The sequence below is a fragment of the Aquimarina sp. RZ0 genome (assembly GCF_008370685.1).
Taxonomy (GTDB): Bacteria; Bacteroidota; Bacteroidia; order Flavobacteriales; family Flavobacteriaceae; genus Aquimarina.
The window spans coordinates 148410-170740 of record NZ_VTZU01000004.1 but is presented as its reverse complement, the minus strand read 5'-3'; the positions used below and the strand labels follow the sequence as shown (position 1 = coordinate 170740).

Here is a 22331-nt window from a genome sequence, read left to right as displayed (position 1 = left end):
ATAATTTTTAATATAATTTCATATAAAACTATAAAAATAAAATTATTATGCTTCTTTAAAACCCTTATAGAATATAGGTTTTTAAATTTAATTTATAAATTTTATCCTTTTTTTTTGTATTTAATCTATTTTTTTCAGTAGATTTGAAATCAACATTTTACGTTAAAACCGTAATAAAAATACGTTATTTAATTACTAACCCAGAATAGAATTAATCATCACAAACTCAATTTAACTCTCCACACTACAATATTCTATTTCTAATAATTCATCATAATTATGAAAAATAATTACTTGTTAAGTGTTTTTTTAATTTGCACCTGTCTTTTTACCTTTGGGCAAGATTGGTCAGGAGTTCCTATTCCTGCCAACGCTGGATCAGGTAAGCAATGGCAATTACAATCCAACTTTTCTGACGACTTCAATTATAATGGAAAAGGGAATGCTAACTTTACTAATAAATGGGTAGATTACTACATGCCTGATCCGGGATGGCCTGGTCCGGGAGAAACCAATTGGGTAACCGGGAACTCTAATGTTTCTGGAGGATTTCTAGAAATAAGAGGAACACAGGGTTCTGGAAGCAAAGTAAACTGCGGTGTTATCTCTTCTAAAACCAAGATAAAGTACCCAGTCTACATGGAAGCCAGAATTAAAGCATCTAATATATTAAATTCATCCAATTTCTGGTTACTGAGTCAAAAAGACAATAACAATCCAGGCTGGTGGCAAGAACTTGATATTCTAGAAGTGTATGGTGGCGATACAAATCAATTTTTCAGTAAGCAAATGTCCACAAATTTTCATATCTGGAAATCAGGAAACGATCATACATATCAAACGTTTTTTAAAGTTAATCCCAATCAAAGTCTAGCTCAAAATCCTTATTGGAGAGACGGATTTCATACTTTTGGATGCTACTGGAAAAGCCCTACTGATATTACATTTTATATCGATGGAGTCCCTACATCAAAAGGAGAACATTTTGTTGACGGGCGATACAAAAATAACTTAAACGGTAGTTATAATCAGGCAATATTGCAAAATCCAAACCCGAATGTATCCTCCACTCCTCTAAACAAAAGTCAGTGGGAGAATCAAATTACCAAGGAGTTATTCATTATTATAGATACAGAAAGTCATCACGGAAGACCTATTTCTCCATCTTATGATCTAAATAACTCAGCAAAAAATGTAATGCTCATAGATTGGATTCGTGTTTATAAACCTGTTGCTTCTTCTGGCGGCGGCGGTAATAGCGGTAATCAAATTATCTCAGACGGAACATACTACATCACTTCCCCTCAGAATTCTCAACGCTTACTTGCTCCTTCTTGGGCTAATTATAATGCTCGTATGATCAATCCAGGTAATTATAATGATCAAAGATGGGTATTCATACACCAAGGAAACAACGAATACACAATTAGAAATTCTGGTACAGGAAGATATTTACAGGTAGATAATTCAGCCTGTACTAACAATGCAAATGTATCTACTGGAACTAGCTCTAGTGGCAATAACAGAAAATGGAAAATTGCACAAAACGGAGGTAATTATTCGATTAAACCAGTGCATTGTAGCAACCTGGGAATGGATAGACACAATGGAGCAACAAATGCTAATGCACAAATATTCTGGTTCAACAGCAATAGCAATAACGAAAAATGGAATATTCAATTCTATTCTTCTGCTAAAGCATCTGGATCAGACGTTACCCCAGAAAGCTTAGCCAATGGAAAAGTAATGCTATATCCAAATCCTGCGAAAGATATTCTTAATATCTCTCTCGGAAATAGTTCAACATATAATTCTATCCAAATAATTGATATGCTAGGTAAGGTTCATCAAAAGCAAACCATAAACAACTCTGATTTTAGCGGACAATTAAAAATAGCGAATCTAAATGCTGGAATATATTTTGTCAGACTAACAGGAGATACCGAAAGTAAATCACTGAGATTTGTAAAACAATAAATACTTAGGAATATTCATATAGTACTAATAGTAAAATAGTTTGAAAATCCAGTAGGTTATTGCTTACTGGATTTTTTACTATAAAAGATTACTTTTCAGAATTTTTAACTTGATTTACCCATATCTAAACTCTGGGACAAGTAAAATACTAAACACCACACACAGTTATACAAAAAACATACTTAAAACCTTTTAAATATCAACATACTGCGAAACAGTTCGTTCAGTACTAGTTTCTCCTGTATGCTTGGTAGTTGCTTTTTCAAATAATAAAAGATGGACCTCTTCTCCATCTTTTGCAGAAGGACAGTGCTCTATCCCTTTTGGCACTACAATAAGTTCCCCAGCTTCAACTTTTACCGTTTTATCTCTAAACTTCATAAATAGTGTGCCCTTTATAACCTGAAAAAGTTCATCTTCCTTTTCATGTGTGTGCCAGACAAAATCTCCTGATATTTTTGCTAGATATACCTGATTATCATCTATGGTAGCAATCCTATGAGGATGCCACTGAGCATCAAATTTAGATAACTTTTCTTGAATATTTATTGCTTTCATATACTATTTTAAACATCTCAAAACAAGGTAACAATTTCATCAGTAATCCTGGCAGGTCTTAACGTTTCTTTATAGAGCAAACACCAAGAGGTCTTTGCAGAAACAATTACCTTCTTAGTATAGGTATTTATTATTTTTGTATGCCGCTCACTTTTCACCCCGCGGTAATGATCAATCCAGGTCTGGAGTGTAATCTGATCCCCTTCAAACGCCGGATGATAATACTCTATAAAATGACTCAACACTACCCACACATAAGTATCTCTCATTTTTTGAGATGTTTTTTCTTCCCAATGTTCTTTAGCAATATCTTGAACCCATTGTAAATATTGCACATTATTAACATGGTTGATGTCATCAATTGCAGATGCTGGTACTATAATTTGAGATTCAAAAATTTCTGTTTCCATAGCTGATCAAATTACCGATTTTATAGTCCTTGAAAGTAGCAAAAACGAAAATAAAAAAACGTTAAAACTGCTATAGACTAAGGACGTTTGATATATATTTACCTTACTAACTTAAAAACAAATAACACATGAAAACAATTTTTTTCAACATTGAAGGTATTAAGGTTCTTACCAAAGAAAGCCAACGTCAAATCAAGGGACTTGGAGGAAACGACTTATCCTTATGCGGCTGTTCTTGTAGTGGATCCGTTACTGGTCCGTCCTACTGTAATACAATTCATGCTTGCCCGCAAATTTATACCTGCCTACAGACTTCTTAGCACCTGTTACCGTCATATGATTTTGGAATTGCAAATATCGTATGACGGTGTTTTCCCTAAATACCTCTCTCTTTCACCCGTACTCAGAAACCCAGAATCAACTTTGCTATATAGAAAAATAAAAAAATTCCAAAAATATCATTACTGGTGGTTATAAAAGGTCCTGTAGCAATTGCCGGATCAATACCTCTTTTATCTAGTACTATCGGAACAAATGTTCCAATTAGTGCTGCCACTATAATAACACACATAAGCGCAACAGCTATGGTTATACTAAAGAAAATATCATAGTTCATGATAAAACCAAAAATAATAATGAGTAGCGCCAAAGCAATACCGTTGATAAGACTAAGGCTTATTTCTTTTAACAACCTACTCAGGAGACTTCCTTTTACCACATTATTTGCCAAGCCTTGTACAATAATCGCAGAAGACTGAACTCCTACATTTCCTGCCATTGCAGCAATCAAAGGGGTATAAAAAAAGAGGCTTTTATTTTTAGGATCAGTCATTAATTCCTCAAAACCTTCCATAATAAACACACTCCCCAGCCCTCCAAAGAGCCCAAGTATAAGCCAGGGCAGCCTTGCTCTTGTTAATTCCCACACATTATCATCTGCCTCTACATCTTGTGAAATACCCGCAGCCAATTGATAATCTTTTTCGGCCTCATCTTTAATAAAGTCTACCATATCATCAATAGTCACACGACCTACCAAAATACCATTATCATCAATTACGGGAATAGCTTCTAAATCATATTTTTGCATAATTCTCGCTACCTCCTCACCTTCTGTATCTACTCGCACAAAATCTACCTTAGGAATATATACTTCACTGATATGAGTTTTTGCCGTAGCAGTCAATAAATCTTTAAGAGATAATCTTCCCTTCAGCCTTCCCTCTTTATCCACTACATATATAGAATGTACTCTGGTAACATTTTCTGCTTGTCTACGCATTTCCCTAACACAGCCGGCAACCGTCCAGGTTTCTTTTACCTTTACCAACTCTTTTGCCATTAAACCACCTGCCGTATCTTCCTCATACTTCAGCAATTCTTTAATATCTTCTGCTAATTTCTCATCTTCAATTTCAGCAATAACTTTTTCTGCTCGTACTTCTGGAAGTTCTGCTACTATATCTGCAGCATCATCAGTATCCATCTCCTCCAATTCTTCTGCAATTTCCTTTATCGAAAGGTTTTCCAGAATACGTTCACGAAAATCATCTTCTAACTCCATCAGGGCTTCTGAAGTCTTTTCGCTATCTAAAAGTTTTATTAAATATGTTGCCTGGGGTAAGTTGAGTTCTTCGAGTATCTCTGCAATATCAGCAAAATGAATTTCACTAAGCATTTCCTGCAAATGAGCATCATCTTCAATTTGTATAAATTGCTTTACTTCATCAATAAGTTCATTGGAAATCTCGAATGACATAGGATACTTATTTATAGATTTCTTTGCAAACGCCCACAAAGATAATCAAAGAATTGAATTGAGTTTTATGATAGCGTTAAATGAAGCTAGCCCTTTAGCTTTTCAATAATAGAGGTTAACTCTATAAATTGAGTGACACTTAATTGCTCTGGTCTTTTAGACAATAAATCCATCTTTCTTATCTCATCTGATAACTGAAATGTTTTCAAACTATTTCTCAGTGTTTTTCTACGTTGACCAAAAGCTGTTTTTACAACTGTAAACAAAAGTTTCTCATTACAAGACAATGCATAATTAGTTTTCCTAATCAATCTTAGCACGCCGCTATCAACTTTGGGAGGAGGGTTAAAAACATCAGGAGGCACTGTGAACAAATATTCTGCATCATAAAACGCCTGTGTAAGAACTGACAAAATACCATATGCCTTACTACCATGCTTCTCACAAATACGCTGAGCAACTTCTTTCTGGAACATCCCAGTAAACTCAGGAATCTGATCTCTGTTTTCAATTGTTTTAAAAAGAATTTGGGAAGATATATTATAAGGAAAGTTACCTGTAATCGCATAAGGCTCTTCACCAAATAATGTTTTTAAATCATATTTAAGAAAGTCGCCTTCTATGACCTTAAACTTCATTTTTCCCTTTCTAAGTTCAGGGTACTCCAAAGCAAAACTTGTAGTAAGATATTCGATAGATTCTACATCCAGATCCATCGCAATAAGATCTACATCTTTTTGTAAAATATATTTAGTCAGCACACCCATTCCTGGACCAATCTCTATTACATTCTTATATCCATTCAATGTCAAGGTATCACCGATATCTTTTGCCACCATCTCATCCTGAAGAAAATGCTGACCTAAATGTTTTTTGGCACGTACAGCCGTTTCAGGATATGTTTTCCTATCTTTTGATACGCTATGATGATGTTTTTTAAATTTGGAAGACATATAATTCGGGATTAGTTCAATTGCTTTTTAAAATAGTATTGTTAATCTTAACCTCTCTTATGATTTAAAAAAAAATGAAAATTTTAATCTATTATCCCACATAAAACAGTGAGACTCACCTTATTTTTTTTACTCACCCCAATAACAATTCTATCATAGAGTATACCAATAATGATGACATCCTGATAAAAGAGAACCTAAAAAAACAAAATTAGCAGATAAAATCTTTAATATTGTTCGCTTATAATTTCCAGTTCAGTTCTAAAAGCTACAAATTTACCGACAAAACGATTGGTTTTTGCTTGTAACTCGATAGCGTCTTCTTCATAATAACGATCCAGAGTCTCCTTACTATCTGTTGTGTATTGTATAGAATATGTATATCCTCCCATTTCTTCTTTTACCAAAACCCTTGTCATCAGGGCTTTACTAAACTTTTTTGTCGCTAACATATCAGGAATATGTTCATTTTTCATCCAATCCAACCACATATCATGAGCCGTTTCTTCTATATTAACTGTAACATTATATATATACATTTTGTAACTATTAACAATTTGATATCGCAAAAAAGCAAAGTTACGAAGAAGTAAACTACCTCGGGGCAAGCCCGCGAGGCATTTATTGAAAAAACATTTTGATTTCGAGGTATGTCTCCTTCAGCATTTAAATCTCGATTATCGAGTAAAGAGAATTAATTCTATACTAGGCTGCAATTAACCAAAAACTCGATGAGTCCCACGTGCATCAGTTTGAATGAAGTTCTGATAAGGCTTTGTACTAAAAAAAAGTGTTTTTGGGTTTAAAAACTATTCTTGCCACATTTCCACTTTGCAAAAGTGCCGTCATTAATTTATGATTTAACTTACTGTATTACAATTAACATTTCCAATTCTTTCGCCTTTCTGATAAAATTTTTGCAAGATATCTCGAATTGATGGTTTTTAATCTTCTACATGAATAATCTAACCCATAACCCAGATTATTACTGTCTCCTACAACTTGGTTGTTACATGTCTACTGTAGCAAGAAAACCAACTATGATTTTTAATTTATTACATCACTTCTGGTTTTAAAAAACTCAAACAAAAAGCAGCTATTTTATTTTGAAATACAAACCAAAAAAAATTACAATTAGAGATTTTAAATCAAAATTGAATTGTAGTATCCATAAAAAGTTACCCTAAAACATGTTTGCTTTTGCTGAGAAAATATAAATAAGTCAAATATTGTTTTTTTCAAAAATATTGGTCATACTAACCAATACTCAAAGAGCAATTCGCTACGAAGGGATTATTCTGCAAAAATCTGAATACTAAATTTTGTTAAAAAAAGAAAATCAATTATATTTTTTTCAATCCAATATGAACAAAAAAAGCATTAATTCATCCTTTAACAGATTTAACTTTTAATTTTGAATTCATAGTGTTTTTGATATCAAAAAAAGCTTTATTTTTTTTCTTTTTTAACAATAAATCCAGAAAAAAACCTTCTTTTAAAGCTTTGTTATAACCTCAATTTAATCTAATTGTTAAATTTTACTCTTCTATCACAATAAAAATATTTTTTTAACAAATCCGCTTACACTATTGATAAATAAGGGTTCCACATACTTTTATAATGGTGTTTTGGTAAAAAAAAAATAATGTTCAGTTAAAGTCTAGTTTAAATTAACCGTCAGAAATACGCGGGATGCTTATGTTTATATTACGAAACCAATAATTTTTTAAGATTAATCTTGCTGAATCAGCTAAAAGATACTTCCTAAAATCCATTTATTTTAGAGAACTATATATTGCAATGATTTAGCTGGATTTTTTATTTAAAAAATATGAATTTGTTTTTAGGGATTTCTATGAAACAACTGTTTTATATACTAAATACAGCATCTTAAAACTTAAACATAATGATCTCGGAAAATAGGAAATAAAAATGATTATAAATAACTAAACTAGGAATAAATATTTTAACAATTGTTGAATCTAGTGTTATTGTTAAATATTCTTAAGGCATCTATTAAAAAAGAAAATTACTATATACATATGTAAAATCTTAGAAACAGTATACGTATTAAAATCATCTGACAAAAATAATTCATAAAATGAAAATTTCAACCTATTAAATCCATAGCATTATTTAAAGAAATATCAATCAAAGTTTTAGGACAAAAATTTCTAATATTAAAAAACTTAATAGACACATTCTATACTCCAAAAAACAAAGTACATAAACGCTGAGATCTTAAAGTATTAAAAAGACAAAAAAAATAATAATCATAGAACTTATTTTCGAGTTTATAGCGAATTTAATGAGAATTATGTATTTTAGAAAAATTTTTCATAAACAACATAAAGCACATTGTATGATCAAAAAGTACATTTGATGATTTACCCTCTGAAATCCAACAAACTATGACAGTATTTTGTATTATCAAATTTATTCACCACTAATAATTAAATAATAAATAAATGAATGACTATGTAGATAAAATGAATTGATGAAGTTTCGTAAAGTTAGCAGTAAAAATATTGAGAAACCATTAACGTAAAAAAAAAGAGGGTTTTAGAAATATCCCAAAAAATTTCTTTTAAGTTTAGAAAATAACTAAAATCATACAATAAATTATGAGAGAAAAACTATTTAAGTGTACTATAGGAGGACACTTTATGAAAGGAATATTTATAATGTTGCTGTTTAGCCACCAGTTGTATGCACAACAGACAGTAACCGGACAAATTGTTGATCAGAGCAATATTGGAATTCCAGGCGTAAATATAGCCCTTCAAGGAAAATCAATCGGTGAAATAACCGATTTTGATGGTAATTTTAGTATCAATGCGTCCCCAGAAGACGTCCTGGTCATTTCCTACATTGGATATATAACTGAAAAAATTACCGTGGGTAGCCAAACTAATATATTCGTACAATTAAAAGAAGATGTAGCAACTCTGGATGACGTAGTAGTAATTGGATATGGTACCAGAAGAAAAAGTGATCTTACAGGAGCCGTATCACAAGTAACCGCAAAATCCTTTGAAAGCCAGCCAATTACTCGTGTAGAAGAAGCTATACAAGGTAGAGCCGCTGGGGTAACAGTAGCCAGAAACAACGGTGCTCCCGGTGCAGGTGTAAAAATAAGAGTAAGAGGTGTTAATTCTATTACTGGAAACAACACTCCTCTTGTAGTTATTGATGGTATTTTTGGAGGAGACTTAAGAACCATAAACCCTAATGATATTGCTTCTATAGAAGTACTTAAAGACGCATCTTCATTGGCAATCTATGGATCTAGAGGTTCTAATGGTGTTATTTTGGTAACGACTAAAAAAGGTGCTGGAAAAACTAAAATAAGTTTAGAACACTTTACCTCCATATCGGATGTTTCTAGAGAAGTGGATGTGCTTAGTTCAGCAGATTTTGCAACACTAAAAAACAGAGATTTATTAGCTGTAGGAAGTCCAGCTAGATATACGGATGAACAAATTAGCGGTTTTCAGAACAATCCTATAGACTATCAAGATGAATTGTTTAGGACAGGAGTTAGCAACACCACACAAGCATCTATAAGTGGAGGTGATGAAAAATTTAAATATTTTATCTCTGGTAACTATACCGATCAGGAAGGTATTATACTTTCTACCGGCTATGAGCGATATTCTATACGATCGAATTTTAACGCAAAGATAAATGACAGACTAAGTATTGGTCTAAATTTGTTTGCCAGTAGAGAAAGTTTCCTAAACAATGTAGATTCTTTTAACCGTTTTAAAGGAGGACTAGTTTTAAGAGCACTTACTTGGGATCCAACAGTTCCCGTACATGATGAAGACGGTAATTTTATTTTGACATCAGATATCGCTAATAATGGTTTTAATCCAATAGCAGCGCTATTGAGAAGTCAAATTGAAACTGTTAATGATCGTTTTAATGCCAATTTTGACATTAAATATAAGCTTTTAGATGGGCTTACCTATAACTTAATAGCTGGTGCTAATACTTGGAATAGTGCCACCCAATCTTTTAGAGTAGAAGGAGACACTTCTATTCCAGACTCTAATCATACCTTTATCAACTTTAATGCAGGCCGATTCACGGCATTTCAAATAAGTAATATTATAAACTGGAAAAAAAGCTTTGGTGACCATAACTTTGATATAACAGGAGTATATGAATTTCAAGGGGACGAAGGCACAAGTAACGGATATTTTACTAACGATGTTTTAGCTGGAGGGTTTTTCCTTTCTGATAATGGAGACCAGTTGAGAGAAAACTTCTTTAATAACAAAGGAGTTAACTCAATTCAGTCGTACTTAGGTAGACTGCAATACGATTTCAACAAAAGCTTATTTTTGACTGCCTCTATTAGAGCAGATCAATCTTCAAGATTCTCTGGTGACAACAGAACAGGGTATTTCCCTTCTGCTGCTATAGCCTATAGTTTCAACAACATGAGTTTTATTGCAGATGGAAGCACTTTTAGTAACTTAAAATTTAGAGGAGGATACGGAGAAGTTGGAAACCAAAATGTCCCAGGTCCTGCAAGGTTCGCTTTATTAGGAAATGTATCTGCTTCTGGAGATGGAGTGGGTGTCGATAATGGAGTAATATCTACTCAAATAGGAAACCCAGATTTAAAATGGGAAACAACAACGCAATTCAATGTAGGATTAGACTTAGGTTTTTTGAATAACAGAATTGATATAAGCGTAGATTACTATCAGAAAAACACGATTGATCTTCTGTTGCAAACCAGAGTTGAAAATTCTGCTTTCACTAGATTCGAAAATGTCGGTGAAGTAGAAAATAAAGGTATCGATTTTTCTATTTCTGCCGACATCATTGATACTGATAATTTCACCTGGAATTCTAACTTTGTAGTTTCTCACGTTAAAAATGAAGTTATAGAATTAGATGATGGTCGCAATCAAATTATCGGAAATATAACATCTATTGATGGAACGACAAATGCGCTGAATGTAATTGAGGTGGGGCAACCATTAGGGCAATTTTATGGATTGACATATTTAGGTACCTGGAAAAGCACAGATGACATCCCTCTTAATGACCAAGGCACTGCTATTGCTCAACCAGGAGATGCAAGATATCTTATGGATGAGAATGGTGATAATGTGTTTGGTGGTATTGGAAACGGTACTCCTACACTAACCTGGGGATTTAACAATACTTTTGACTACAAAAACTGGAATTTAAATATCTTTGTTCAAGCAGCACATGATTTTGACGTATATAACCAGGTAGAAGGAGCATTGAATGGAGGAACAGGAGATTTCAGAGATAATTTATCTCCTAACAGTTTTAATGCGTGGACTCCAGACAACGAAACTGAGATTCCTAGAGCAGGTAGTACTAATCTTTTAAATTCTTCACGTTATATAGAAGACGGTAGTTATATTCGATTAAGTAATGTAACTTTGGGATATAATTTCGGAAGTTTTTTCAAAAATTTGGACAGCGCACAGGTATATGTTAGTGGGCAAAATGTATTCTTAATAACAGACTACAGTGGATATGATCCTGAAGTTACTTCTAATCCAGTACAAGGCGGCAGCAACGCAGATGTAGGTTCTGGAATTAATTTAGGAGCTTTTCCTAATCCAAGAACTTTTACTTTAGGAGTTAAATTAGGATTTTAAAAAATAAAAACAAATTAAAAATATTAAAAATGCAAATAATACAATTTAATACAGTTTTGAAACAGTTATCTGGATATGCTGTTTTCTTAATAGTGTTTAGCATGCTATTGCAGAGTTGTGCTGATTTGGATCCCAATATTGAAGAATTCACTGAAATACCTGGGAAATATGAAGATATCATTGATGCACAAGAAGGTATAACAGGAGTTTATAATCAATTATATAGCGCGACTAATTTTAACGACGCCTATGCTCCGTCTTGGGGAGGGGATGATATAACAACAAATTTCGGAGCCAATAAAGAGGATTTTAGACAATTTGACCAACGAAATGTAGAATCTACGAATGCTCGTCTCAATAATAATTGGAGAAATTCATTAAATATTATTAATAATGCGAACATCGTTATCGACCGTGCAAATGATTTGGTTGGTAATGATACTGTGGATCAACTAATATTAGAAAGAATAATCGGAGAAGCCTATTTCCTAAGAGGGATGATATTTCAACATCTAGCAAGAATTCATGGAAGAATCATACTTCCCATAACAGTTGACCCTATCATATACTCGTCTTTATCTTCACAAATAGAAGTATATGAACAAATCGAATCAGATTTTTTAGAAGCAGAAAGCAGACTTCCTGATACGAATCCAGATTCTGTAACTGGAGCAACCAGACCTAATAAAGGATCTGCAAGAGCATTGCTAGCAAGGTTATATATGGATTGGGCAGGTTTTCCCGAACGTGACACTTCTAAATATACAGATGCTCAACAAAAAGCAAGCCAGGTAATAAATAATAAAGGCGCTCATGGTTTTGAATTGGTATCTGATTTTGGAGATTTATGGAAAGTAGAAAATAGATTTAATACAGAGGGTGTATACACCATTCCTTATTGCAACGCTTGTGGATTAGGAAATTTCAAATATGGAATTCTAGGGTTACCTGGTGATTTAAGTGGTTGGCAAGAATGTCTAGCAGAAATCAAATTCTTTGAAGATTTCCCTGCCGGACCAAGGAAAGAAGCTACGTATAGAACAGATCTTGAATGGGAAAGTTTTAATGATCAAAAGAATCCTGTATTTGCAAAAATTACGGGTCCAATCGGAGATTTAGCACCGAGAGCATTCTTAACCGATAGAAGTGATTTTTGGATACGATATGCAGAAGTATTACTTATTTATGCAGAATCCTCTGGACGATCTGGAAATGTTACTCCAGAAGCCTGGGAAGCCCTGAATATGATTAGAAGAAGAGCAGAAGGACTACCATTTGCTACTCCGGATCCTAGCGTTGATCTCACTACCGGTGATATTGCAGAATTAGCAGTAACAGAACGTAAATGGGAGTTTGCAGGAGAGTTTTTACGCTGGTATGACTTAGTACGATTAGAAAGAATAGAACAAGCACTAGGAGACAGACAACCACAAGTCTCTATAGACCCTGCTACAGGTTCAATAATTGATGAACGTAATCCAATTTTGGGGAGCTTAGGAACAGATAACTATTTTGCTCCTATTCCACAAGCAGCGATTGATGACAATCCTAATTTGGGGAATTAAGATATTTTTTGAGTTAATCATAACTCTAAACGGGAAGATTTAAAAAATCTTCCCGTTTTTTATATCCTAATATTTTAGGAGACTTATTTTGATAAGAATAAAAAATTACGGATTTTAGAGCTTAAATCTTGATTATCCGTATGTTTTATTTCAGATTCCTAAATAGAATTATAATTATCTATATCCTGAAACAAAATATATCGAATACATATAGCTTTTAATAAATCACACTATGATGTATAAAGTAAAATTATCTTTCTTCAATTCTTTTATAAGAATATCTCTTTATTTCATCTTTTCTGTGCTTTTTGCTTTTTGCTCAAAATCGGAAAATGTAACGGATATTGAATCCGTAACAGAAAATACAAAAGAGGAAAAACTCTTTTCCCATGTTCCCTCCTCTCAATCCGGAGTAGATTTTAAAAACACCCTCATAGAAACCATCGAATCTAATTATTATGAATACATGTACACCTATATAGGCGGAGGAGTAGCATCAGCGGATTTTAATAATGATGGATTGATCGATCTTTTTTTTACATCAAACAGTCACGACAATAAACTATATCTTAATAAAGGGAATTTTGAATTTGAAGATATTACCCAAAAAGCAGGAATCCTGAAAAGAGACGGTTTTGACACAGGGGTAACTGTTGTTGATGTAAATAATGATGGGTTTATTGATATTTATGTATCTCGCGGGGGCTGGAAAGATGAAGATAATAAATTTGCCAATATGTTATATATCAATAATGGAGATCTCACCTTTTCAGAAAAAGCGGCATCTCTTGGGTTGGCAGATACAAATCGTACAATTAATACAACCTTCTTTGATTATGACAATGATAATGATTTGGATGCTTATGTATCCAATACACCAGACATTACTGGTAAAGTTAAAATAGTAGATATCCAACGTGTACAAAAGGATAAAAACAATCTAAAATTAAAAGGGAATGATCGGTTATACGCCAATGATGGCACAGGGCATTTTACAGATGTTTCGGATAAAGCTGGTATTCTTCCTGATATCGGCTTTGGTTTAAATCCACAAGTTGGCGATCTTAATGATGATGGTTGGCTGGATATATACATTTGTAATGATTTTAACGTCCCCGATTTGGCATATATCAATAATCAGGACGGTACTTTTAGAGATGCCAAAGATGAACTATTCAAGCATATGTCTTTTAATAGTATGGGGAGTGATATATCAGATATGAATAATGATGGTTTATTTGATCTAATGACGCTGGATATGAATCCCGAGGATTACATTAGATCCAAAACTACCATGGCAATGACCTCTACCGAAAGCTTCGAACAAATGGTTGCCAATGGATATCATTATCAATATATGCATAATATGTTGCAACTCAATAATGGCAATAATACGTTTAGTGAAATCGGTAACATGTCAGGAATTGCCAATACTGATTGGAGTTGGTCCATATTATCTGCCGATTTTGATCTGGATGGTTACAATGACATTTATATTACCAATGGCGTCTATAGAGATGTAATTGATAGAGACAAAAATAATGAGATCCTGCAAACACTGAGAATTAACCAGAGAAAACCTACTCCAGAGGATTTTTTAAATTTCACAAAGAAATTACCACAACAAAAACTTACTAATTATTTTTTTAAAAACAATGGAGATCTTAGTTTTACTGACACCTCAACAGAATGGTCAAATATGACACCTACATTTTCTAATGGCGCTACCTATGCTGATCTTGATAATGATGGTGATCTGGATATCGTAGTTAACAACATTAATGAAGAAGCTACGCTTTTAAGAAATAATTCAATCCAGTTAGAAAAAGGAAATTATTTAGAAGTTCTGCTTGAAGGCCCAGGTAATAATAAGCATGGTATTGGAGCCAGTGTAACTATGCATTTTACAAATGGCACCAAACAAGTGCGTCAACATATAAACACAAGAGGATTTTTATCATCGGTTTCTAATAGATTACATTTTGGAATACAGAAAGAAAACACAATTTCTGAAATAGAAGTCTTATGGCCCGATGGACACCAACAAATAGTATCAGATGCAAAGCCCAATCAACTGTTAACCATATCGTACTCCAATACTGGAGAGACAAAAAAAGAAATTGCAAAAAACAATAATCAGCAATTATTTAGTAAAATAGCTTCTCAATACACTCATATCGACCCTTATTTTAACGATTACAACCTACAGGTACTACTACCTCATAAGCTTTCACAAACTGGTCCTGCAATAGCCAAAGCCGATATTAACAATGATGGACAGGAAGATATCTTTCTGGGTGGTGGACATAAACAAGCTGGACAGTTATTAATAGGCAGAAAAAACGGATCTTTTTCATCCATCAAAACAATAGACTTTGAAAAGGACAAACGTAGAGAAGATATTGGCGCTTGTTTTTTTGATGCGGATAATGATGGTGATCAAGATCTATATGTTGTAAGTGGTAGTTATGAATTTGCAAGAACTCCAAAACTTCTACAAGACAGATTATATCTTAATAATGGTAAAGGGAAATTCACTAAAACACAAGAAAAACTGCCCAGCATGCCTTCTGCAGGATCTGTAGTTGTTGCTAGTGATTATGATAATGATGGAGACATGGATCTGTTTGTAGGAGGAAGAGTAATCCCTGGAAAATATCCATACTCCCCTACTAGTTACTTATTAATAAACAACCAAGGTACTTTTGCTATCGGTAATCAGGAATTTGCTCCTGAAATCACAAATGCAGGAATGGTTACTGATGCACAATGGGTCGATATTAATAATGACAACTCCTTAGATCTTATTATAACCGGAGAATGGATGGGTATTGAAGTATTTATTAATAAAAATAACAAATTAGTCAAGGACGAGGCATATCAGATGTTATCCGAGCAAACGGGCTGGTGGAATAAGATTCTGGTTACAGATATTGATAAAGATGGAGACAAAGATATTATAGCTGGCAATCTGGGACTTAACCATAAATTCCATGCGACTAATGAAAAACCTTTTCATATTTACACAAGTGATTTCGATTTTAATGGGGTAGAAGACGTTATGCTTGCTAAGTATTATAATGACAAACAGGTACCAGTAAGAGGCAAAGTTTGTATGACACAGCAGATGCCTCATCTGGCAAACAAAATACCTACGTTTAATGAGTTTGCTAATAAAGATTTAACAGACATTGTAGGAAAACGCTTGAAAACTGCATTGCATTATGAAGCTGTAGAATTTCGGTCTGGAATTTTTATCAACGATGGAATTAATCAATTTAATTTCGTGCCTTTTTCATTAGAAGTACAACGATCTCCAATCAACAGTATCGTATTTCATGATTTTGACGGAGATAATATTAAAGATTTAGTATTAGCCGGCAATAATCATTTATCAGAAGTAGAAACTACCAGATCTGATGCAGGAATCGGATCCTATCTAAAAGGTATCAGCCCTGGAGAGTTTACGTACATAGCAAATACAAAAACTGGTTTTTACGCTGATAAAGATGTACGAAATATACTGACTATAAATTATCCGGATTACACATTACTTTTTGTTGTAAACAATAATGATCAACACGATCTATATAGAGTCAACCAACAATCTCTTTATTTGCCATAAATTGACATTTAAATCATGAAAAATATCGAAAAGCAAATCAGTCAGGGCTTTCGAAATAAATAGATAAACACAATAACAAGAAAAAAATCTTAATTAATTGCATCTCCTCGTAATGTCCTATATTTCTTTCTGGCATTAACAAAATAGATACTATCCGCATGATTAAAAATCAGCTTTTCATATAACTCTTTAGCCTTTTCTGGTTCTCCCAGGACATTTACATATAATTCTGCAAGCCAATAATATGCATCATCTACAAGTATATCTTCATTATAAAACTCAATGATTTTTAAATAATTAACCTTTGCTTTTTCGTACTGCTTTTCTTCTTCATATAATTTAGCCTGTCTCAAAAAAGTTTCATCTTCTATTTTCTCTCCTCTATGTTTTGTGAGTATTTCCTGATATTTAGCAATCGCTTCTTCATTTTTATTTTGAAATGCTAATAAATCTGCTTTTGCAAAAATCTTAAGAGCGGTTTGTGTAGAATCTTCTAATGAATTATCGCTGATGATTAAACTAAGCTCCATAGCATCATTTGCTATCAATTGAGAAGTCGAAGATTTCAGGACATCTAATTGAGTTTGCGCCCAGGCAAAATCCCCTTTATAGTAACTGGTTTTAGCTACTTTAAACCTTGCATCCTGAGCCAGGAAATTATTTTTAAGTGCGTTTTGCACTTGGGTATAGTAAATAAGAGCTTGATTAAATTTTTGATCTAATACCAGAATATCTGCAATTTTCATTTTAGTTCTCGAAGTCTGAAATCTTGATAATTTCTCCCCTTTTAATAACCGTTTTAGAAAATTAATAGCCTCTGTTTTTTTGTTTTCATTAAAGGCTAGAAAATGAGCATAATCAATCTGCAATCCTATTGTCTCACTAGATTTACCATACGTATCAAAAACCAGATTATACTGCTCATTAATCTTCTTATACTCACTTTTATCGGCAACATCTGTTTTTGCCTTAAGAATTATTTTATGAGCCGTAAGTTTTATATCACTAGAGGCATCTGGAGCTTGTAAAATATAATCTAATATTTTAGTTGCCGATTGTATATCTTTTTCGCCGATTGCTATACGCGCTAAACTTATAATCCCACGTAATCCCTGATCTTCTTTTCGCTTATAGATTGCTTTTTCTTGCACAAAAGCTTTTTTAAACTCTTTTTGCTGAACAAAAAGCCAACTCAGAATTTCATTATAAATAATATCAGGGTTTTGTTGTAGTTTTTTTATCAGTAATTTTCTGAAAATAACATTTGATTCATTCAAAGGATCGTCAGATAGATATCGGCTAAAATTTCGTTGGACAATATTTTTATAATTGGGCTGTAGCTGTAGTAATGAAAGATAACTATTAAACATTTTTTCTAATTTACCTTGTTCGCCATATATTTTTGCCAATTGCAAATTAAAATTAGAACCCGGATTAGATGCCATTCCTTTTTCATAAATCAAAGCAGCCTCGTCTAGTAAATTATATTTTTCGAATGTTTGTGCGAGCGGATATGCCTGATTTACATCTTTATTACCAAAACTATCTAGAACCTTGTTATAATATGCTTTAGCTTTTTCGGTATTACCCTGCACTTCATAGTGATGACCCAACTCAACCTTTAGTTGTGCATTTCTAGGTCTCCTTTCTATTTGTTTTTTTAATATATCTTCAGCCTCAACAAATTGCTCTAATTGCTGATGAGATTCTACCAATCCCAAAAGATAATTGATCCGATTTGGATTTCTTTTATATAATTTTTGATACACAGACAGCGCTTTTTCATATTCGCCCTGATGCATATAATTTTTTGCCAGTTGTTCGGATTGACCAACTACTGGAACAGTAAGAAGAAATATCATTAACAAAAGAATGGGGCGCATTTTACAAGTTTTTTTGTAAATATAGTAAAATGCGCCTTATTTTGTTGTAGGGTATTGTTAAACTGTATTTAACTATTAACGAACCAAATAAGAATCAATCAATATACTCAAACCCGCAATAAGGGATCAATACATCTGGTATTTTGATGCCTTTAGGAGTTTGATAGTTCTCCAGAATTCCTGCAAGTACTCTAGGCAATGCTAATGAGCTACCGTTTAATGTATGCGCCAATTGGTTTTTTCCATTAGTATCTTTGAATCTTAATTTTAAACGATTAGCCTGATACGACTCAAAATTTGATACAGAACTTATCTCTAACCAACGATCCTGCGCTGTAGAGAATACCTCAAAATCATATGTCAATGCTGCAGTAAAACCAATATCACCCCCGCAAAGACGTAAAATACGATATGGTAGTTTCAGTTCATTAAGAATTTCTTTTACATGATCAACCATTCCATCTAACGCCTTATAAGAGTTTTCCGGTTTTTCGACACGTACAATTTCTACTTTATCAAATTGATGAAGCCTATTTAATCCACGTACATGCGCTCCATAAGAACCTGCTTCTCTTCTAAAACAGGGTGTATACCCAGTACAGCAAATAGGTAACTCTTTTTCTGTCACCAATTCATCTCTAAACATATTGGTAACAGGTACTTCTGCGGTAGGAATCAAATATAGATCATCTGCTGTTACATAGTACATCTGGCCTTCCTTATCCGGTAATTGCCCCGTGCCATAGCCTGAAACTTCGTTAACAAGGTGCGGAACCTGATACTCTCTATATCCAGCAGCAGTATTTTTATCTAGAAAATAATTAATCAAAGCACGCTGTAATCTGGCTCCTTTTCCTTTATAAACAGGAAATCCAGCACCTGTAATTTTGACACCTAGCTCAAAATCAATAATATCATATTTCTTAGCTAATTCCCAATGTGGCAATGCTCCTTCTTCCAGCACAGGAATATCACCTTCCTTAAATATTTCTTCGTTATCATCTTCACTTTGCCCATTGGGTACAGAATCATGAGGAATATTAGGAATGGTATACAAAAGATTGACAAGCTCTTCCTTAATTTCAGGAAGCTTTTCTGAGAGTTCACTCATGCTTTCTTTTATTTTGGAAGCTTTCTCCCTTAAAATACCTGCCTTTTGTTGCTCTCCATTCTTAAAAAGAACACCAATCTCTTTGTTCAGCTTATTCGAATCTGCTTTGATGTTATCAAGTGATGTCTGTGTGGCTCGCCTTTCTTCATCTAGATTAATTACTTTTTCCAGCACTGGTGCAGCATTAAAATTTCTTTTAGCTAGTGCGTCAATATAATTTTCTTTATTTTCTATAATTTGTTGTACTAGTAACATGATATCTTTTTTGGGCTAATTCACCTATTTATTAATAGTTCGGACTATCTACTTGATCTCTGAAAAAATACAGAGAATTTTGCAATACCTATATCGCAATTAAGAAACAAATTTAAATAAAAGCTTGGTTTTAGGAAGGAGTTATAAGAATGAATTTCAAAAAAACATATCTACTCATTTTCATAGGTAATTATCCAGGGGTTAGTTGTAAAATAATTCCAAGCTACACTAGCCAAATCAACTTCGGGGTCAATCAGAACTTTGCTTTCTTTGCCATTTATAGAGACTTTACTTTTTACATAGATAGCTACGTCTTTTTCCTGATTATTATACTCTTTTTTGAGTCGCTGAGCAAATTGCCACATAGCATCGGGTTTTGTAGAGACTAACCGAAGTTGCTTTTTTGAAAGATATTTATTTTTATCTACTCGTTTTCTCTTGGCTTTGGGGTCATTTTTATCAACAATATAAAAATTGGTATATCCCGATCTACCTCTTAACATCATACGCCAACTAAGTTTATGTCCTTCTTCTGTCCATAATACATCTCCAGGAATAAACCAATGCCGTATCGGTAGTGATATTTGTATAATGAACCATACAAACATTAGCGGGATCAAGATTTTTTTATAAGAAGGCACTGCTATTTCATTAGCTGTATAAAATTCTTTTTTTTTCATAAAAACATGGTGTATCCTTTCCTTAGAGAAAAAGAACACACTAAATGCTAAGGATAAATATGGAAAAATACCTATCTGAAACACAATAGAATTAAATAAATGAAAAAATATACTCACACAAAAGGCAGTCATTCTTGTTTTTCTCCAGAGTAACAGAGGAATGATTAGCAAATCAAATAAAATTCCAAAATATGTAATGAATACGTGGATCCAGTGTTGCTGCAACAGTGTACCAACAATAGGGTAATTTATTCTTGATGCCATTAAGTTTCTGGCAACTGTATAATCCAGCCAATCGGGATACAACTTGGCTACAGAAGCATAGGTGTATACAATCCAGAGTTGTATTATAATGATAAGGACGCACCAGCGAGGCATCGATATTTTTTTTAAGGATGGATTTAGTTTTACATCAACAGAAAAATAGTTTCCAGCCGGTAGCATGCTCATAAGAACACACAATAACAATAGCAGATAATAATGATTATTATAAGATGATTTTTGCATATAGTACACTCCTGCCCAAAGTATTGTATAGGCTATCATGCTCCATCTGTATTTATATCCGATCATTACCAAAACTCCAAAAACACCCATTAAAGCAAAATAATAATACATGCCATTTCCTGGAAGGGGTTGCAAAAAATCAAATCCAATAAAATTAAAGGTAAATTGCGGCTCAATCAGTGTTCTATGCACCCATCCTGTCATTATGGCTCCAAATGACTCTGCAGCAATAAGGAAGCCAAAAAAAATTCGAAAAATGACTAAAGCACTGTTGTCTATATATGTAAACAACCAACGATTGATCATAGTATGGAATTTATATATTCCCGAGAGAAATTTTCATCTTGTTGCATCGCCATTTTTAAATCTTCTACAGAATCAAATTTTTTCTCATCTCTTATACGTTTTAACATTTCAATTTGTATTTTCCTGTCATACAAGTTAAAAGAAGCATCAAAAAAGTGAGTTTCTATCGTTTGATGCGTGCCATTTACTGTGGGGTTATTACCTATGTTCATCATCCCATAACAAGTTTTATTCTCAATCTCGGATTTTACAATATATACTCCTTTTTTTGGAATTAACTTATAGTTCTCCTTTATATGCAAATTAGCAGTAGGATATTCCAGCGTGCGTCCAAGCTCTTTACCTCGTACTATTTTCCCTGTCAACATAAAATTATAACCTAAGTACACATTGGCCTTTGTAATATCTCCGTCAAGTAACGCTTCTCTGATTTTAGTAGAACTCACAGCTACATTGTCTATATCCTGCTTAGAGATCTCTTCTACAGTAAAATCATTTTGGATACCATATGACGCCAGGTCTATAATATTCGAATTACGATTTCGACCAAATCTATGATCATACCCAATAATTACATGGCGCACATTAAGTTTTTCGACAAGCATTTTTTCCACATACTCTCCTGCACTAAGACGTGAGAATGCTTTAGTAAACGGATGAATGACCAAATTATCTAATCCCGTCTTTTCTAGTATCTGTATCCGTTCATCAATGGTATTAATAAGTTTAATATTCGTGTCTTTTTGCAAAACCATTCTAGGATGAGGAAAAAAAGTAAGAATAACTGATTCCAGGTTATTTTGCATTGCAGCTTCGACTAGCTGTTCGATTATTTTCTTATGTCCTATATGCACTCCATCAAATGTCCCTATAGTTACTACCGATGGTATTTTATTATCGTAAGTATCTGCGTCTGTATAGCGTTTCATCCTATTTTATTTATTGATTTTGTAAAAGTCAGATGAAAATTACTGAAGATCATTTTGATCTATATTGATTTGATCTTTATATCTCATGGTAAGAACTGTAATTTTGGTAAAAATATTCTATGCTCAGGGTAAAAATTATGCTTTGCCACATTTAATTAG

General features: G+C 33.3%; 13 protein-coding genes. 4 read left to right on the top strand and 9 right to left on the bottom strand.

The window, feature by feature from the left end:
• Window positions 1–279: 279 nt before the first annotated feature.
• Window positions 280–1977 carry a T9SS type A sorting domain-containing protein gene (locus F0000_RS03475; protein WP_149623309.1) on the top strand — a complete coding sequence of 566 codons (1698 nt, stop codon included), beginning with the start codon at window positions 280–282 and terminating at the stop codon, window positions 1975–1977.
• A gap of 192 nt (window positions 1978–2169) precedes the next feature.
• Here the strand turns inward: F0000_RS03475 and F0000_RS03470 are convergent, their stop codons facing one another.
• The 5 genes from F0000_RS03470 to F0000_RS03445 form a co-directional block, all read right to left on the bottom strand.
• Window positions 2170–2535, bottom strand: a complete 366-nt coding sequence (locus F0000_RS03470; RefSeq protein ID WP_149623308.1) for a cupin domain-containing protein — start codon at window positions 2533–2535, stop codon at window positions 2170–2172.
• A gap of 17 nt (window positions 2536–2552) precedes the next feature.
• Window positions 2553–2945, bottom strand: coding sequence for a thioesterase family protein (locus F0000_RS03465; RefSeq protein ID WP_149623307.1), 393 nt, complete (start codon window positions 2943–2945; stop codon window positions 2553–2555).
• 403 nt (window positions 2946–3348) lie between these two features.
• Window positions 3349–4704 (bottom strand): magnesium transporter, encoded by a 1356-nt coding sequence (mgtE, locus tag F0000_RS03455; protein WP_149623306.1) that lies wholly within the window; start codon window positions 4702–4704, stop codon window positions 3349–3351.
• An 86-nt stretch (window positions 4705–4790) separates the two neighbouring features.
• Window positions 4791–5657, bottom strand: coding sequence for a 16S rRNA (adenine(1518)-N(6)/adenine(1519)-N(6))-dimethyltransferase RsmA (rsmA, locus tag F0000_RS03450; protein WP_149623305.1), 867 nt, complete (start codon window positions 5655–5657; stop codon window positions 4791–4793).
• A 227-nt stretch (window positions 5658–5884) separates the two neighbouring features.
• The gene (locus F0000_RS03445; protein WP_149623304.1) at window positions 5885–6196 is read right to left on the bottom strand and encodes a DUF4286 family protein; all 312 of its coding nucleotides are present in this window, start codon (window positions 6194–6196) and stop codon (window positions 5885–5887) included.
• Window positions 6197–8281: 2085 nt separating this feature from the next.
• Here F0000_RS03445 and F0000_RS03440 point away from each other — a divergent pair.
• The 3 genes from F0000_RS03440 to F0000_RS03430 all read left to right on the top strand — a co-directional run bounded on the left by F0000_RS03440 (window position 8282) and on the right by F0000_RS03430 (window position 16501).
• Window positions 8282–11311 carry a TonB-dependent receptor gene (locus F0000_RS03440; protein ID WP_149623303.1) on the top strand — a complete coding sequence of 1010 codons (3030 nt, stop codon included), beginning with the start codon at window positions 8282–8284 and terminating at the stop codon, window positions 11309–11311.
• Between the two features lie 29 nt (window positions 11312–11340).
• Window positions 11341–12876 (top strand): RagB/SusD family nutrient uptake outer membrane protein, encoded by a 1536-nt coding sequence (locus F0000_RS03435; RefSeq protein WP_149623302.1) that lies wholly within the window; start codon window positions 11341–11343, stop codon window positions 12874–12876.
• A 235-nt stretch (window positions 12877–13111) separates the two neighbouring features.
• Window positions 13112–16501, top strand: a complete 3390-nt coding sequence (locus F0000_RS03430) for a VCBS repeat-containing protein (protein ID WP_149623301.1) — start codon at window positions 13112–13114, stop codon at window positions 16499–16501.
• 89 nt (window positions 16502–16590) lie between these two features.
• Here the strand turns inward: F0000_RS03430 and F0000_RS03425 are convergent, their stop codons facing one another.
• From F0000_RS03425 to F0000_RS03410, 4 genes are all read right to left on the bottom strand, one after another.
• Complete coding sequence (locus tag F0000_RS03425; RefSeq protein ID WP_149623300.1) at window positions 16591–18384, bottom strand: tetratricopeptide repeat protein; 1794 nt, start codon at window positions 18382–18384, stop codon at window positions 16591–16593.
• A 94-nt stretch (window positions 18385–18478) separates the two neighbouring features.
• Window positions 18479–19750 carry a serine--tRNA ligase gene (gene serS / locus F0000_RS03420; RefSeq protein WP_149623299.1) on the bottom strand — a complete coding sequence of 424 codons (1272 nt, stop codon included), beginning with the start codon at window positions 19748–19750 and terminating at the stop codon, window positions 18479–18481.
• Window positions 19751–19920: 170 nt separating this feature from the next.
• Window positions 19921–21243, bottom strand: coding sequence for an HTTM domain-containing protein (locus F0000_RS03415; protein WP_149623298.1), 1323 nt, complete (start codon window positions 21241–21243; stop codon window positions 19921–19923).
• Window positions 21240–22172 carry a bifunctional riboflavin kinase/FAD synthetase gene (locus F0000_RS03410; RefSeq protein ID WP_149623297.1) on the bottom strand — a complete coding sequence of 311 codons (933 nt, stop codon included), beginning with the start codon at window positions 22170–22172 and terminating at the stop codon, window positions 21240–21242. Before F0000_RS03410 ends, F0000_RS03415 begins: the two co-directional genes overlap by 4 nt.
• Window positions 22173–22331: the final 159 nt, after the last annotated feature.